Origin of the sequence: Paraburkholderia fungorum (assembly GCF_046027605.1) — a bacterium.
GTDB lineage: Bacteria > Pseudomonadota > Gammaproteobacteria > Burkholderiales > Burkholderiaceae > Paraburkholderia > Paraburkholderia fungorum_F.
The window spans coordinates 113,813-129,198 of sequence record NZ_JAQQEF010000018.1 but is presented as its reverse complement, the minus strand read 5'-3'; the positions used below and the strand labels follow the sequence as shown (position 1 = coordinate 129,198).

Annotated in this window: 12 protein-coding genes; 3 read left to right on the top strand and 9 right to left on the bottom strand. The window is 63.6% G+C overall.

The window, feature by feature from the left end; genetic code table 11:
* Positions 1–12: 12 nt before the first annotated feature.
* The 3 genes from PQR53_RS26425 to PQR53_RS26415 form a co-directional block, all read right to left on the bottom strand.
* On the bottom strand, positions 13–921 hold the full coding sequence (locus PQR53_RS26425) for a LysR substrate-binding domain-containing protein (protein ID WP_408460619.1): 909 nt from the start codon (positions 919–921) through the stop codon (positions 13–15).
* A 201-nt stretch (positions 922–1,122) separates the two neighbouring features.
* On the bottom strand, positions 1,123–2,076 hold the full coding sequence (locus PQR53_RS26420; protein ID WP_408460616.1) for an HpcH/HpaI aldolase/citrate lyase family protein: 954 nt from the start codon (positions 2,074–2,076) through the stop codon (positions 1,123–1,125).
* A complete protein-coding gene (locus tag PQR53_RS26415) occupies positions 2,073–3,251 on the bottom strand; it encodes a CaiB/BaiF CoA transferase family protein (RefSeq protein ID WP_408460613.1) in 1,179 nt (392 codons plus the stop codon). Before PQR53_RS26415 ends, PQR53_RS26420 begins: the two co-directional genes overlap by 4 nt.
* Before the next feature lie 393 nt (positions 3,252–3,644).
* Between PQR53_RS26415 and PQR53_RS26410 the strand changes: the two genes are divergently transcribed.
* Positions 3,645–4,403 (top strand): SDR family NAD(P)-dependent oxidoreductase, encoded by a 759-nt coding sequence (locus PQR53_RS26410; protein ID WP_408460610.1) that lies wholly within the window; start codon positions 3,645–3,647, stop codon positions 4,401–4,403.
* Here the strand turns inward: PQR53_RS26410 and PQR53_RS26405 are convergent.
* Positions 4,400–5,284, bottom strand: coding sequence for a LysR substrate-binding domain-containing protein (locus PQR53_RS26405; RefSeq protein WP_408460607.1), 885 nt, complete (start codon positions 5,282–5,284; stop codon positions 4,400–4,402). The genes PQR53_RS26410 and PQR53_RS26405 overlap by 4 nt on opposite strands.
* Before the next feature lie 163 nt (positions 5,285–5,447).
* Between PQR53_RS26405 and PQR53_RS26400 the strand changes: the two genes are divergently transcribed.
* Both PQR53_RS26400 and PQR53_RS26395 read left to right on the top strand, forming a co-directional pair.
* Positions 5,448–6,737 carry a ribulose-bisphosphate carboxylase large subunit family protein gene (locus PQR53_RS26400; RefSeq protein ID WP_408460604.1) on the top strand — a complete coding sequence of 430 codons (1,290 nt, stop codon included), beginning with the start codon at positions 5,448–5,450 and terminating at the stop codon, positions 6,735–6,737.
* Between the two features lie 2 nt (positions 6,738–6,739).
* A complete protein-coding gene (locus tag PQR53_RS26395) occupies positions 6,740–8,143 on the top strand; it encodes a four-carbon acid sugar kinase family protein (RefSeq protein WP_408460601.1) in 1,404 nt (467 codons plus the stop codon).
* A gap of 11 nt (positions 8,144–8,154) precedes the next feature.
* Here the strand turns inward: PQR53_RS26395 and PQR53_RS26390 are convergent, their stop codons facing one another.
* From PQR53_RS26390 to PQR53_RS26370, 5 genes are all read right to left on the bottom strand, one after another.
* Complete coding sequence (locus tag PQR53_RS26390) at positions 8,155–10,059, bottom strand: TRAP transporter large permease (protein ID WP_408460598.1); 1,905 nt, start codon at positions 10,057–10,059, stop codon at positions 8,155–8,157.
* A complete protein-coding gene (locus PQR53_RS26385) occupies positions 10,056–11,090 on the bottom strand; it encodes a TRAP transporter substrate-binding protein (RefSeq protein WP_408460595.1) in 1,035 nt (344 codons plus the stop codon). The genes PQR53_RS26390 and PQR53_RS26385 overlap by 4 nt, the downstream gene beginning before the upstream one ends.
* Before the next feature lie 187 nt (positions 11,091–11,277).
* Entirely contained in the window at positions 11,278–12,390 is a 1,113-nt protein-coding gene (locus PQR53_RS26380; protein WP_408460592.1) for a zinc-binding dehydrogenase, read from the bottom strand.
* Between the two features lie 92 nt (positions 12,391–12,482).
* Positions 12,483–13,928, bottom strand: coding sequence for an aldehyde dehydrogenase family protein (locus PQR53_RS26375; RefSeq protein WP_408460589.1), 1,446 nt, complete (start codon positions 13,926–13,928; stop codon positions 12,483–12,485).
* A 333-nt stretch (positions 13,929–14,261) separates the two neighbouring features.
* On the bottom strand, positions 14,262–15,041 hold the full coding sequence (locus PQR53_RS26370; RefSeq protein WP_408460586.1) for an SDR family NAD(P)-dependent oxidoreductase: 780 nt from the start codon (positions 15,039–15,041) through the stop codon (positions 14,262–14,264).
* Positions 15,042–15,386 lie beyond the last annotated feature (345 nt).

The window sequence follows — 15,386 nt, the reverse complement described above, 5'->3', positions numbered from 1 at the left end:
CGCTCGACACGCTCACACCACCGTATCCCATTTCACTTCCTCTTCACGCACGATCTGCTCGATCGTGTTCTGCACCGCGCGCGACGCCGCGTTCTGCGGCACCGCGTTCGGCACGCAAAGACTGACCATCCGCCTGAGCGACGGCTCGACCAGCCGCCGCCCGAGCAATGCCGCGCCAGGCTGGCGCGCCAGCGCACCGGAGAGGATCGAGCCGACCTCGCCTTCGCGGGCAATCGTCAGCATCGTGGGCAGCGAATCGATATCGGCGACCACGTTCAACACCAGGCCTTCGCGCGCGAATGTGCGCTCGATCAGAAGCCGCAGCCCGTTGGCCTTGCCGGGCAACACGAGCGGCACGCCGGACACGAGCGAAAGCGGCACGCTGCTGCCGTTCGCGTCGCCCACCCACGGCACGCCGCACAGCGACAGATGTTCGTTGAAAAGCGGCGACACGGTGAGCCCGCGCGTTTCGGTCTCGCGAAACAGCACCGCCATGTCGAGGCGTCCGTTGGCCAGCAGTTCGATCAGATAGCCGCTCATGCTTTCGAACAGTTGCAACTGGATGTTGGGATAGGTGCTCTGCAGACGATTGAACAACGGCACCGCGATCACCGCCGCGATACTGGTGGGCAGCCCGACCGCGACTTGTCCCGACTCGCTGTGTTCGCCGCGCCGCACGTCGTCGCGCATCTGTTCGAACTGTTTGAGGATGGTGCGAGCGTGCCGGTACAGGGCCATGCCCGCTTCCGTTGGCCGCACGCCGGAGGGACTGCGCAGCAGCAAAGGCACGCCGAGATCGTCTTCCATGCCGACGATCTGCTGACTCAGCGAGGGTTGTGAAATCGACAGGCGCACCGCTGCTTTGGAGAGGCTGCCCGTATCGACGACAGTGGCGAAATACCGTAGCTGACGAACGTCCATCTGAACCCTCATGAGGCCGGAGTTCGGGCCGCACGCGCACTCGCGCGCTCGGGCCACTCGCTCAGGCGGCAGGATATAAGCGCGGACTATAGCATCACCACGCGAGGGTTTTCAGTCGTGGAGACCCGCAGGAAAGCCCACGTTCTACGTTGGCAGGGCCCGCGTAAAAGCCGATGCCGCGTGCCAGGCCACAAGCGATACTCAGGACCGCCCTGCCATGGCGAGCAACCGCTGCGCCATGCGCAGATTGGCGTAGTCCACCATCTTGCCGTCGACCGATACCGCGGCGAGGCCCGCTGCTTCCGCCTGCGCCATCGCTTCGATCGTCGCCTCCGCAGCACGAACTTCTGCGTCGGTGGGCGTGAACGCGGCCTGGGTCGCGGCGATCTGCTCCGGATGAATCACCTGCTTGCCGTCGAATCCCATCGCGGCGGCCTTGAGCGCGAACGAACGGGTCAGCACCGGATCGCGGAATGCGCCGCAGGGTCCGTCGATGGCGCGCAGATGGAACGCGCGCGCCGCGACGAGAATACGCATCATCGGATAACTCCATAAATCGAGCGGCGCGCTGACGTAGTTGCCGATCTCGTCCCTGCGCGTGATCGCATAGCCCGGATGTGTGCCGCCGACTTCGACGTTGCGTGCGCCGATCGACGCTGAAAAGTCGCCGACGCCGAAATGCAGCGCGGCCAGTCTGCCGCCCATGGCCGCGATCGTGTCGACATTCACGACGCCGCGTGCGGTTTCGATCAGCGCCTCGATCGCGAGCGGCGGATGAGCGCCGCGATGGTGGTCCAGCAAGGTCTCGACCTGTTGCAGCACGCGCGTGGTTTCAACCTTGGGCACGAGGATCGCATCGAGCCGCGCGGCCTCGCCTGCGAGCGCGCTGAGTTCGGCTTCGAGCACGCCCGCCTCCGTGACATTCACGCGCACAGCCACATGCCTGGTTCCCCAATCGAGTTGCCGCAGCGCGCGTATGGCGGACGCGAGTGCCGCGCTCTTTTCGTTGGGCGGGACGGCATCTTCCAGATCGATGAATACGGCGTCGGCCGCGCTCGCCGCGGCGGATTCCAGCATTCGCCAGCGATGACCGGGTACCGCGAGCACGGACCGCATCGGCCGCACGGCTTGCAGGTCGGCGTGCGCGCCCGTCACGAGCGGGTCCCCTGCGCAGGCCCGGATGCTTCGCCTTTCTCATCCAGTTCCGCGAGAATCCGCGCCGTATGCTCGCCGAGCGCGGGCACGGGCCGCATGACCGGTTCGACACCTGGAATCGTGATGGCCGGCAAAAACAGATCATGCGGACCGCTCTCCGTCTCAACCGCACGATACCGCTTGCGCTCCAGCACTTGCGGATGATTCAGCAGGCCTTCCACGTCGTTCATCCGCCCATTGGCAATGGATGCCCGATCGAGCCTTGCGATCACCTGTTCGCTCGACAACGACGCGAAGTGCGTGGTGATCATCGTTTCCAGCACCGCGCGGTTGGCAAGCCGCAGCGAGTTCGTGACGAAGCGGAGGTCGACGGACATCGCGGGATCCTCCAGCACGATCTGGCAAAAGCTCTGCCACTCGCGTTCGTTCTGGATTCCGAAGAAGACGCTGCCGCCGTCGCCGGCCGTAAACGGTCCGTACGGCGCGATCGTCGCATGACGCGGACCGGTGCGCGCCAACGGCCGGCCCGCGCCGCGCGTGTAATACGCGGGATAGCTCATCCATTCGGTCATCGCGTCGAACAGCGAGACTTCAAAGGCCATGCCTTTGCCGGTGCGCGCGCGTTGATGCAAGCCCATCAGGATGCCATTGAGCGCATACATGCCGGTGGCGATATCGACGATGGATAAGCCGCACTTGGCCGGCGATTCCTCCGTGCCATTGATCGACAGAAAGCCGGTCTCGCACTGCACCAGCAGGTCGTAGGCCTTCTTCTGACTGTACGGACCGTCTGCCCCGTAGCCGGAGATATCGCAGGCGACCAGGCGCGGGAAACGTTCACTCAGCGTTTTTGCATCGAGCCCCTGGCGGCGCGCGGCGCCCGGGGCGAGATTCTGGATGAAGACGTCCGCGCGCGCGAGCAGCGATTCCAGCGTCTCCTGTCCGAATTCGGTCTTGATGTCGATGGCGAGACTTTCCTTCGAGCGGTTCACCCAGACGAACTGACTGGAGATGCCGTCCATCACCGTGTCGTAATGCCGGGCAAAATCGCCGTCCTCGGGACGTTCGATCTTGATGACCCGCGCGCCCCAGTCGGCCAGATGACGGCTCGCGAGCGGCGCGGCGATGGCCTGTTCGATCGAAACGACGAGGATGTCGTCGAGAGGATGAGTCATGAATGCTTCCCGAAGTAGTGGACGTGGGCCGGCTGCGTGCATGAGACGCGCCGGTGCATACCGGTACGTGTTCCAGTGCTTGAAAGCCGAATGTACTGAATCATGGACGCGAGGAGGAAATACTGTTTTTGCCTACCCGTTATAGGGCGGACCTATGGCATAAGTGCCGCGGTGTGCCCGTTGCGTGACTGTCATGAGGCGCAATCGCCGCGCTGGCGCATGCATGAACAGACGTGACACGACCTCGTAGCACGCGCTTCGTTTAAAGTGAGTTTTCGTCGCACGCGGGAGAAATCATTTCGTTTGATCTGACCTGTGCTACGGCCGTATATTTTCAGCCGATCTCCTCCGGCTTGCTGCCGGATGGCTCCTCATTCACGCAGGCTCAGAAAAATGACGAACGAGACAAAAGTTGCTCTGGTCACCGGCGCCGCCGGCGGCATTGGTGAAGCTACCGCACAGTTGCTGGCGAGCCGCGGCTACCGCGTCGCCATCGCCGATCTGCGCGACGACCCGGCTGCCGCCGCGGCCGAACGGATCCGCTCGAACGGTTTCGAAGCAATGCCCGTCAAGGTCGACGTCGCCGACGAGGCGAGCGTCAAGGCCATGGTCGAAACGGTGGTTTCCAGTTGGGGCCGGCTCGATGTGCTGGTCAACAGCGCGGGACTCGAAAGCGCGCGGCCCTTTCTCGAGATTCCCCTTGCCGAGTACCGCAAGGTGATGGACGTGAACACGATGGGCATCTGGCTGTGCTGCCAGCAGGCGATTCCGCAGATGCTCAGGCAGCAGAGCGGCTCGATCGTCAATCTGAGTTCGATTGCCGGTCAGAAAGGCGGCGGCATGCTCGGCACCGCGGCGTATGCGACCTCTAAAGGCGCAGTGATTGCGTTGACCAAGTCGCTCGCCCGCGAGTTCGCCAGATCGGGTATCCGCGTCAACGCAGTGGCCCCGGCCTTCACACTGACGGACTTCGTGCGGCGCCAGCTCGACACCAAGCCGCCAGGCTTCATCGATACGATCTATGCGGCTACGCCAATGGGTCGCGGCGCGCAGCCCGCCGAAATCGCGGCCGTGGTGGCGTTCCTCGCGTCGGACGAAGCCTCGTTCGTGACCGGGCACGTCTACAACGCCGACGGCGGCTCGGCGATCTAGGCCGGCACGCCTTCCGTATCGCGCAGTTCCGCGCCGAGCCAGTCGACGAGCGCCGCCGTTTGCGGGCGCGCCTCGAGGTGCGGCGCGACCCACAGCACGAGCTTGCGCGGGCCCGGCACGAAGCCGAACGGGGCGACGAGCGCGCCCGAGTCGAGTTCGTCACGCACCAGCATGCGCGGCACGTTCGCGATGCCGAGTCCGCACTTGGCTGCCTGAATCAGCAGATAGAAGTGTTCGAACGAATCCATGATGGCTGGCTGCAGTTCCCCCAGCTTCGCCGAATCGAACCAGTCCTGCCACGCGCCCGGCCGCGTGTTGGTAGCGAGCAGACGCGCGCGGTTCAGGTCGTGCGGCGCTTTGATCATCGTGGCGCGCAGATATTCGGGCGCACACACCGGGCCGATCCATTCGTCGATCAACAGCTTCGGCTCGATGTCCTTGGGCGCCTTGATCGTATTCAGGCGGATTGCGACGCTGATGTTTTCCCGCGTGAAATCAATCTCCCCTGAACCGGTGTTGAAGCCCACTTCAAGAGACGCATGCTTGCGATGCAATTTCCCAAGCCGCGGCAGCAGCCAGTACATCATGATCGACGCCGAACACGACAGCGTGAGCGGTCCGGGCCTCACCTGCTCGACGCTCGCCTGAATCAGATTGAAGGCCCGCGAGAGGCCTTCGGCAAGCCGCGCGCCTTCGGGTGTGGGTTCGGTGGAATGCGCATTGCGCAACAGCAGCAATACGCCGAGCGTGTCTTCGAGTGAACGGATATGCCGGCTGATCGCGCCGTGAGTCACCGACAATTCTTCCGCCGCGTCGCCGAAACTGCGTAAGCGCGCCGTGGCCTCGAAAGCCCGCAGTGCGTTGAGTGATGGTCGTGGCACGGGTCGTTCCTATTGCCGGAAAGCGCTCCGGCGTCGTCTCGCTATTGTGAGTTTTTTGCAGCGCTTCGGGAAATCATATCGTTTGATGGTTTTTCCGGTCAATCATATATTCCGACATGCCACGAAGGTGTTCGTCGCGTTCTCCCGCACAATGAGCCAGCCAATGAGCCAAGCGAAATCCCCTACTCCTGATTCGCGCGCGGAATTCACCGCGCGGTACTTCGTCGAAAGCTCGGTGCCGATTGCGAAGACGGCTGAAGTGATCGCGGGCGAGCAGTCGAGCGGCACGTTCCTGTCGCTGCCCGGTGAAACCGAAGCGTTGAAGCAGCGCTCGCGCGCGCGCGTGCTGAAGGTGGAGTCACTGCCGCCCGCGTTCGAGCCGTCGCTTAAGAGTGCCTTTGTCGAGCGCAAGGAACAGGCGAACGTTTTTTACCGCGGCGAAGTCGAGATCGCCTTTCCGGTCGGCAACGTCGGTGCGAACCTGCCGACCTTGCTTGCAACGATCGCCGGTAATCTGTTCGAACTCGGCGAAGTAACCGGACTGAGACTGCTGGATTTCGATCTGCCGGCGGATTACGCTCGCCAGTTTCCGGGGCCCCGTTTCGGTATTCCCGGCACGCGTGAGTTGGCCGGCGTGCACGGGCGTCCCCTGATCGGCACCATCGTCAAGCCAAGTATCGGATTGACGCCCGAGCAGACCGCGGCGATGGTCGACGACCTCTGTGCCAGCGGCATCGACTTCATCAAGGATGACGAACTGCTGGCGGACCCGACCTACGCCTCGTTCGACGCGCGGCTCGCCGCGGTGATGCCGGTGCTCAAGCGGCATGCGGATCGCCTCGGACGCATGCCGATGTACGCGATCAACATCTCCGGCAGCATCGACGATATGCTGCGGCGTCACGACGCCGTGCTCGCCGCCGGCGGCACCTGTGTGATGGCGAGCATCAACTGGGTGGGTATCGCCGGCCTCGAGCATTTGCGCCAGCATGCCCAGTTGCCGATCCACGGACACCGCAACGGTTGGGGCGTACTGACCCGTTGCCCGCAACTCGGCTTCTCGTTTACGGCTTATCAAAAGCTCTGGCGACTTGCCGGCATCGATCACGTGCACGTCAACGGGATTCGCAGCAAATTCTGGGAGCCGGACGAGTCGGTCATTCAATCGGCACGCGCCTGCCTCGCCCCGTTCGCGGGACTTCAACCGTTGATGCCGGTGTTCTCATCCGGACAATGGGCGGGCCAGGCGCCGGATCTGTTCAGGATGCTGAAGTCGGTCGATCTCATGCATCTCGCGGGCGGTGGCATCATCGGGCATCCGCAGGGTATCGCGGCAGGCGTCGCGAGCATGCGGGAAGGCTGGGAAGCGGCGGTTGAAGGCGTGAGCCTCGAAGACTACGCGCGCACGCGCCCTGCCCTGCGCGCTGCCCTTTCACACTTCAAGGCGATCTGAGCATGCAAGGTGATGCAATGAGAACGTTGCGGCTTGCGTTCTACGGGGACGATTTCACCGGTTCGACCGACGCGCTCGAAGTTCTCGCTTTCGCCGGGCTGCGCTGCGCGCTGTTTCTGAATCCGCCCACGCGCGCGCAACTCGACGCGCTCGGCGGTTTCGACGCCATCGGTATTGCCGGCGCGAGTCGCGCGATGTCGCCCGCGGAGATGGACGACACGTTGCCGCCCGTGTTCCGCGCGCTGCGCGAGCTCGGCGCGCCGCTCGTGCACTACAAGGTGTGCTCGACATTCGACAGCGCGCCTGGCATCGGCAGCATTGGCCGGGTGATGGAGATCGCACGCGCGACGTTCGGCGACGCGACGATTCCGGTCATTGCCGGCACGCCCGCGCTGCACCGCTATTGCCTGTTCGGCAACCTGTTTGCGCGTTCCGGCACGGACGGGCAGATGTATCGCATCGACCGGCATCCGATCATGAGCGTGCATCCGGTCACGCCAATGGACGAAGGCGATCTGATCCGCCATCTCAACCGTCAAACCGCGCTGTCCATCGCGGGCTTCAACCTGACTCACTTCGAGGGCGGCCGTCCCGCACTGGATCGAGCGCTGCAAGCAACGCTCGCGGCGAAGCCCGCCGCCATGCTGTTCGATACGGCCAATAGTGGGCACCTCACCGAATTGGGCCGGCTGCTTCACACACTTTCCGCACGCGGGCCCGCTACGTTCACGGTGGGGTCGTCCGGGGTCGAGTATGCGTTGACGCAGTGGTGGGCCGAGACCGGCCAGTTGCCGCGTTCGTCGCGCTCATACGATGAATGCGCGCCCGCTGCGCCGATTCTGGCGGTATCGGGCAGTGCGTCGCCATTGAGTGCCGTGCAGATCGACGCGGCGATTGCCGCGGGTTTCACCGACCTTGCCGTTGACGCAAGCGCGCTAGTGGACACCATGCAGTGGCAGGACGCGCTGCAATGCCTCGTGGAACGCGCGAGCGAGGCTCTGCGATCCGGCCACAGCGTCGTGATGCACACCGCGCGTGGACCGCATGACCCGCGCGTCGGCGCGATGATCGATTCGTTGATGCAAGGTGGCCTGAGCCGCGACGAGGCGAAGCACCGCGGCGGTCGTCTGCTGGGACAACGGCTCGGCGCGATCGTGGAGGCGGTTCTGAAAGCGGTGCCGCTGCGTCGTCTGATTCTCTCCGGCGGCGATACATCGAGCCAGGTCACGCAGGTGCTCGGCCCCGACGCGCTCGAAATAGCCGCGCGTCTGACACCGGGCGCGCCGCTGTGCCGGGTGATTTCCGACAAGCCGCATCTGCGTGACCTGGAGATCGCGCTCAAGGGTGGACAGATGGGCGGCGCGGACTACTTCGTGATGGCGCGCGCGGGGCTGAACGGCGGCTAAGCCGTTCTGGTTCAACCGTGCGCGAGGAAGCCCGTCGAAATCCACGGCACCGCGGCCACCACCACGATACCGATAAACAGCGCGACCATATAGCCGACGATCGGACGGATGCCCTCGTCCGGATGAATCTTGCTGACCGCGCATGCGCCGTAGTAACCCACGCCGAACGGTGGCGAGAACAAGCCGAGCCCCATCGACAGAATCACCACCATCGCATACTGCACTTCATGTATGCCGACTTCGCGCGCAATCGGAAACAGCAGCGGCCCGAACAGCACGATGGCCGGAATCCCTTCGAGCACACTGCCGAGCAGCACGAACATCAGCACGGAGACCGCCATGAACGCGACCGCCCCGCCAGGCAAATGCTCCATGAACGCCGCGAGGCTGTGCGAGAAGCCCGACTGCGTAAGCGCCCACGCCATCGCCGTGGCCGTGCCGATGATGATCAGGATCGCACCGGACAGCGCCGCGGTTTCCACCAGCATCGGCGCGATCCGTTTGAGGTCGAAGCGCCGATAGATCAGCAGACCCGCGAGCGCGGCATAGACGATGCCGACGGTCGACACTTCGGTAGCCGTGGCGACGCCCTCGACCACGGCGAAGCGGATCACCACCGGCAATGCGAGCGCTGGAATCGCCACCAGCAGCGTCGTGCCGATCTCGCGCAACGATGCGCGAGCCGCCGAGGCCGGCGCGACCTTGCGTGAGCGCCACCACACGAGCGAGCACAGCGCGAGCGCCAGCACGAAGCCCGGCAGGAGGCCACCCGTGAAGAGCGCGGAAATGGACACGCCCGTCACCGAGCCGATCGTGATCAGCACGATGCTCGGCGGCACGGTCTCGGTTTGCGCACCGGTCGCCGACAGCAACGCCACCAGCTCGCCGGGCCGCTCGCCGCGCTTCTTCATTTCAGGGAACAGGATCGGCGCGACTGCCGCCATGTCCGCGGCTTTCGAACCGGAAATGCCGGAGATCAGATACATCGCGCCGACCAGCACGTACGACAGACCACCGCGCACGTGCCCAAGCAGTGACGCGAGGAAATTGATCATCGCGCGCGCCATGCCGGTCATCTCGATCAGAAGGCCGAGGAACACGAACATCGGTACGGCAAGCAGCAACAGTTGCGACATGCCCTCGTCCATGCGGCTCACGACGATCTCCAGCGGCATCGAAGTGCTCAGCGACAGATACGAAAACACGGCAAGGCCGAACGAGAACGCGATCGGCATGCCGCTCAGCACCGTGAAGCCCACCACGCCGACGAAGAAGATCAGCAGGTTGAGATTGCCGAGCGATTGCAGCAGCGGACCCGCGGTATCGAGTCCGGCCACCACCAGCACCGACACCACGACGCCCAGTAAGGCCGGCTTCCAGCCGAGCGCTAACAGCTTGACGACGCACATCAGCAGCATGCAGCCGGTGGCGTAGAGGATCGCGGCGACCCGCCAGCCGTCGTTGAATTCGAGCGCGGGCGTCACGATCATCCATTGCTGCTGGATGTACGAATAGGCGGGCCCAGCGATCAGGCCGAGAAACATCATGCTGGCGACTAGCGCCACGATGTCCCACGTGGTGCTCCATCTTGCACCCGAGCGGTTGACGATCGCCGTCATCCGCATGTGCGCGCCGCGATGCAGCGCGGTGGCCGCGCCCGTCATCGCGAGCCATAGAAACAGGATGCTGGCCAGTTCATCGCCCCACACGAGCGGCCGATGAAACCCGTAGCGCGCACACACCCCTGCGAACAGCAGCACGATTTCCGCCAGTACCAGCAAAGCCGCGGGGACGGCCACGACGAGCCCCAGCACGCGGTCGGCAAGCGTCAGCCAGTGCGGTACCGAGGGCCTGTTTTTTTGCACGGTGCCACCGGGCGAGGCCTGTGCGAAAGTCTGTGCGAGCGGCGTTCTCATGCCAGCTTCCCGGTGACTTTCTCCAGCAGCCCCCATTCCTCTTCGCCGAAGAACTGCTTCTGCTCGGCGTAGAAACCACCCTTTCTCAGCATGTCACGGAACGAATCCATGTCGGGCTGGTTGAAGGCGAGACCCTTGCCTTCTAGCGCTTTCTGCAACGACGAGTTCAGTTGCGCGACGTCTTTACGCTGTTGCAACGCGGACGCGTTGAGATTCTTCGACACGATGTCGCGCACGTTCGCAGGCAGCTTCTCCCACGCGGCGCGATTGCCGAGGAACCAGAAACCGTCCCACATGTGGCTCGTCATCGAGCAGTACTTCTGCACTTCGTAGAGTTTCGCGGTATCGACCACGGCGAGGGCATTTTCCTGACCTTCGACCACCCGGGTCTGCAACGCGGAGTACACCTCGTTGAAGCTGATCGAGGTGGGCGCCGCCGACAGTGCACGGAACAGCGAGATCCACAAACGTCCCGGCGGCACGCGAATCTTCATGCCCTGCAGGTCGGCCGGCGACTTGATCGGCTTGCCGCTGCTCGTGATCTGCCGGAAGCCGTTGTCCCACACCTTGTCCTGCACGACCAGCCCACCCTTCGTGATGAGGCCGCGCAGATACGCGCCGAGCTCGCCGTCGAGCGCGCCGAAGACCTGATCGTAGTTCTTGAACGCGAAGCCGACGCCGGAAATGGCCGCCTTCGGCACGAGGGACGACAATGCATTCGCGCCCGACAACGTGAAGAATTCCAGCGCGCCGGCCCGCAGCTGCGCGAACATGTCGGGGTCGCCGCCCAGCTGGTTGTTCGGGAACACGCGGATTTCCATGCGGCCGTCCGTTTCCTTCAGGATCGCATTCGACGCTTCCTGAATCCGCACATTCAACGGATGCGAGGCCGGCAGGTCGGTGCCGACCTTATAGGAAAACTCCGCGGCTTGCGCCCGTTTGATCCAGGGCGCGCCCACCATGCTGGATGCGGCGGCAGCGGCAACCGAACCGGCGCCCGCGACGAGAAAGCTGCGACGATTGAAAGCCATTGTTGTCTCCTTTATTGGTTGCCGATGTATCGGCATGTTGTCCGCGCTGCGATGAATCTTTGGCCCTGCTTGCCTGTTTTTTTGCTTGCCCACCGCTTGCGTGCGGTTTTTGTCCGCTTGTTTCCGTATTCCCGTTACTGCAAAACCAAAGCCGCCCGACATGCAGGCAAGGGCTTGGGTCAAAGCGTCATTCCACCGTGATCACCGGTTTGATCTCCTCGAAGTTCTTCATGCGCGTAAGCGCGAGATTCACATCGTCGAGCTTGTAGCGGCCCGAGATCATCTGGTGAAATGGAAAGTCGTGCTGATGCGCTTCGAGAAACTGCAGCGCCAGCGAATAGCTGCGTGCATCGCCGGAAAATGAACCGATCACTTGCAGGTTCTTTTTGACGATCATCGACGGCTGGACCGTGGTGGCGGCCTCGCCGAGCTGACCCACCACCAGATAGCGGCCGCCTTTGCGTGCGAGCGCGAGACCTTCCGCGAACGCTGCAGGAACGCCGGTGAATTCCATGACGATGTCGGCGCCGCGCCCTTCCGTCTCGGCCAGCACAGTTGCCAACCGTTCCTCGGGCGTCGTGCCTTCTACCGGAATGCACACGTCGGCGCCGAACAGTCTTGCCATCTCGAGACGCGGCGCCGGCGAACCGACGACAATGATTTTCTTCGCACCACGTACCCGCGCGTTCGCGGTCGCGAGCAGTCCGAGCGGGCCCGCGCCCTGAATCAACACCGTTTCCGTGGGTTCGATCTCACCGAGTTGCGAAAACGCGTTCATCACCGAGCGCAGTGCGCAACTCGACAGACTCGCCAGTTCGTTCGGCACCGAGTCCGGCACCCGCAAGCGTCCGGCTTGCGGCAACACGTAGCCATATTCGGAGAAGCCGCCGAGCAGATACGGCGCGTGTTCGATGTTCTCGTACATGTACGCGCGACGGTTCGTGCACAAGGTCGGCTTGCGGGCGGTGGTGCAGAAAAAGCAACCACCGCAGGATGTATGCGTATACACGATGCGGTCGCCGACCTTCAGCGGTGTGCCGACTGAATCGGTCGTCACGCCCGCGCCGGCCCGGATCACGCGCCCCACCATTTCATGGCCGATGATCACCGGCAGGTTCACTTTCAGCGATAACGATCCTTGCCACAAATGCACATCCGTGCCGCAGATCGAGCACATCTCGATCTTGACGAGCGCGGCGCCCACTTCGGTTTCACGCGGTACGGGCACTTCTTCGATGCGTAACGGTGCCTTGAATTCGCGCAATACGGCAGCGCGGGAAAACTCTGGAACAGCGGTCATCCGGACGGTCTCCTGATTCTGATGTCACGTGTCCGGGTCGATTTCGGCAACCCGGTGTCGACGCCTCACGGCTTGTAAAACCGATGGCGTGCTCAGCCGTGGCGCAGCACGATCGTCTTTGCCACCGTGTATTCCTTGAGCGCTTCGAGTCCCTTCTCGCGCCCGTGGCCGCTGCGCTTGACGCCACCGAACGGCAGCTCGATGCCGCCGCCCGCCCCATAGTTATTGATGAACACCTGTCCCACGCGCAGCTTCTTCGCCACGCGCATCTGACGTGCGCCGTTCTCGGTCCACAAGCCCGCGACGAGGCCGTAGGCGGTGCCGTTCGCGATCCTGAGCGCGTCGGCTTCGTCGTCGAACGGAATGGCGGCGAGTACCGGGCCGAACACTTCGTCCTGGGCAAGTTCATGATCGGGCGGGACCGGGCCGAACAGGGTCGGCGTCACGAAGTAGCCGGTTTTCAACGCGCTTTCGTCGAGCTTGCCTTGTGCCAGCACACCGATACCGGTTTCGCTTGCACGATCCAGAAAGCCTTGCACCTTGCTTGCCTGCGTGCTGTTGATCACGGGCCCGCATTCGAGGTCCGCCGCCGGTGCGCCGACGCGGATCGCGGACATGCGCTCGACGAGCATGCCGACAAAGCGGTCATAGGCGGAGCGCTGGATCAGCACGCGGCTGCCGGCCGAGCACGTTTGCCCCGCGTTCTGCACGATCACGCCGACAATGGTTTGCGCGGCGCGCTCGAAATCGGCGTCGTCGAAAACGATTTGCGGCGACTTGCCGCCCAGTTCCAGCACGCACGGTACGTGGTTCTGCGCCGCCGCCGTCTGGATCAGCGTGCCGACTTCAGGCGAGCCCGTGAACGACAGGAAGTCGACCTCGGGATGCTGCGAGAGCGCGGCGCCCGCTTCCTCGCCCAGACCCGTGACGAGATTGAGCACGCCGGCCGGCAGGCCCGCTTGCGACGCGAGTGCGGTCAGACGGATGCAACTCATGCTGGCGTCTTCCGCCGGCTTCAGGATGGCGGTGTTGCCCGTGGCAAGCGCGGGCCCCAGCGTGCGGCCGAACATCGAGGCTGGGTAATTCCACGGAATGATCAAGCCGACCACGCCACGTGCTTCGCGTTGCACGGTGACCTGATAGCCGTCGAGAAACGGCAGCACGTCGCCGAGTACTTTGTCGGCCGCGCCGGCATAAAACTCGAAATAGCGCGCGGTTGCCTTGATATCGGTGCGCGCCTGACTGATTGGCTTACCGGTGTCGCGCGCCTCGAGTTGCGCCAGTTCTTCGGTATTCGCGAGGATCAGGTCGGACAGTTTCGTCAGAATGCGGCCGCGCTCGAAACCCGCCATGGTGCTCCACGCGCCATCGAGCGCGCGGCGCGCGGCGGCCACCGCGCGCTCGATTTCATGCTTGCCGCCGCGCGAAATCGCGGCGAATACCTCACCGTCGGTCGGCGAACGGACCTCGATGACTTGCGCCGATTCGGCGCCCGACCATTCGCCCCCGATGAAGATTGACTGAGCCTGCGCAGACATGCTGTGTCTCCCTGATCAAATGCAATGCGGGTTATGTTGCTCGAGCGTCGTGCTTCATGGCGAACTGCCAGGCACGGCGCGGATCTCCTTTGGTGAAAAAAAGTATAAGGAGTTCGACATAACCGCTACAAATACGAATTCACAATAGAGGATATAAAACCGGCCTATATCCGTATAACTACTGCGTGGCCAGATCGAGCCGTGGTTGTCTCTTCGCGGGTGGTGACTCGCTGAACTCACGCGTGCTGCCGGGACGCCTGTCGGAAACGCCTATATGCGCCGGCTTACCGGCTGATGCCGATGGCGAACCTGGCGGCCCCGATCGTCAGATCGTCAGATGGCGCCCGCGCCCCACGAAAGGAACCCGCCATCCACAGGCAGGACGACGCCATTCACATAGGCGGCATCATCCGACGCGAGGTAGCACACAGCGGCGGCAATTTCCGACGTCTTGCCGTAACGCTTCAACGGAATCGCACGCGAATACTCTTCACGGAACTGGGCGGAATGGAGTGCCTTTGTCATCGGGGTATCGACCGGACCGGGCGAGACTGCATTCGCCGTAATGCCGTAGTCGCACAGCTCGACAGCCATTTGCCGGGTCAGCGCGATCACCGCGCCTTTCGACGTGCCGTACGCGGTGCGGCCGGTGCCGACCGCGCGCATGCCCGCCACGGACGCGATATTGACGATGCGCCCCCAGCCGTTCGGCTTCATCATGCGGGCCGCCTGCTGCGCACACAGCAGCGTGCCGGTCACGTTGACCTGCATGGTTTTGAGAAACACGTCCAGCGGATAATCGATGAAAGGAAGCATCGTTGCGATGCCCGCACAGTTGACCAGCACGTCGCAACGGCCGGCGTCGCGCGCGATGGCGGCAAAGCCTTCGGCGATGGAGTCGGGATTGCCCACATCCATCACCACAGCGGAAGCAGAGAGTCCTTGCGCGCGCAACTTGGCGACCGTTTCGTCCGCCGCGCCGCGATCGATGTCGGAAAGCACCGCGTGATAGCCACTGCGCGCAAGTCTCTCGGCCACGTCGGCACCAATGCCCATGGCACCGCCGGTCACGACCGCAACCCTGCCCCGTCCGCTTTCGCTCTGTTGTTCCACCTCGTCTCCTTTATATGTGGCGATCGGCCCCCAGGATGGCGCTGGCATGTCTAAGCGCACGGCGATGCGGGTCGATCGCGGTTGGCAAATCCGGTGGACAAATTATCTGAGTCGGCTGAGCGCGACTCAATGGATATTAAGGCTGGGGTAGTGTGAGGAAAAGTCACCGCCGGTGCGTGTGGGCAGGCGGGGATGTACACGAAGCGGACGTGTTTTTCCGACTGGATGCATACTGGGTCATCGTCGCGTACAAGCTTATCGCGGTGGCAGTGCCGCGCGCCATGCTCGGACTCCACTCGCTCGACGCTCACCTATTTGCCTGCTGAGTTCAGGCACCCATGCACG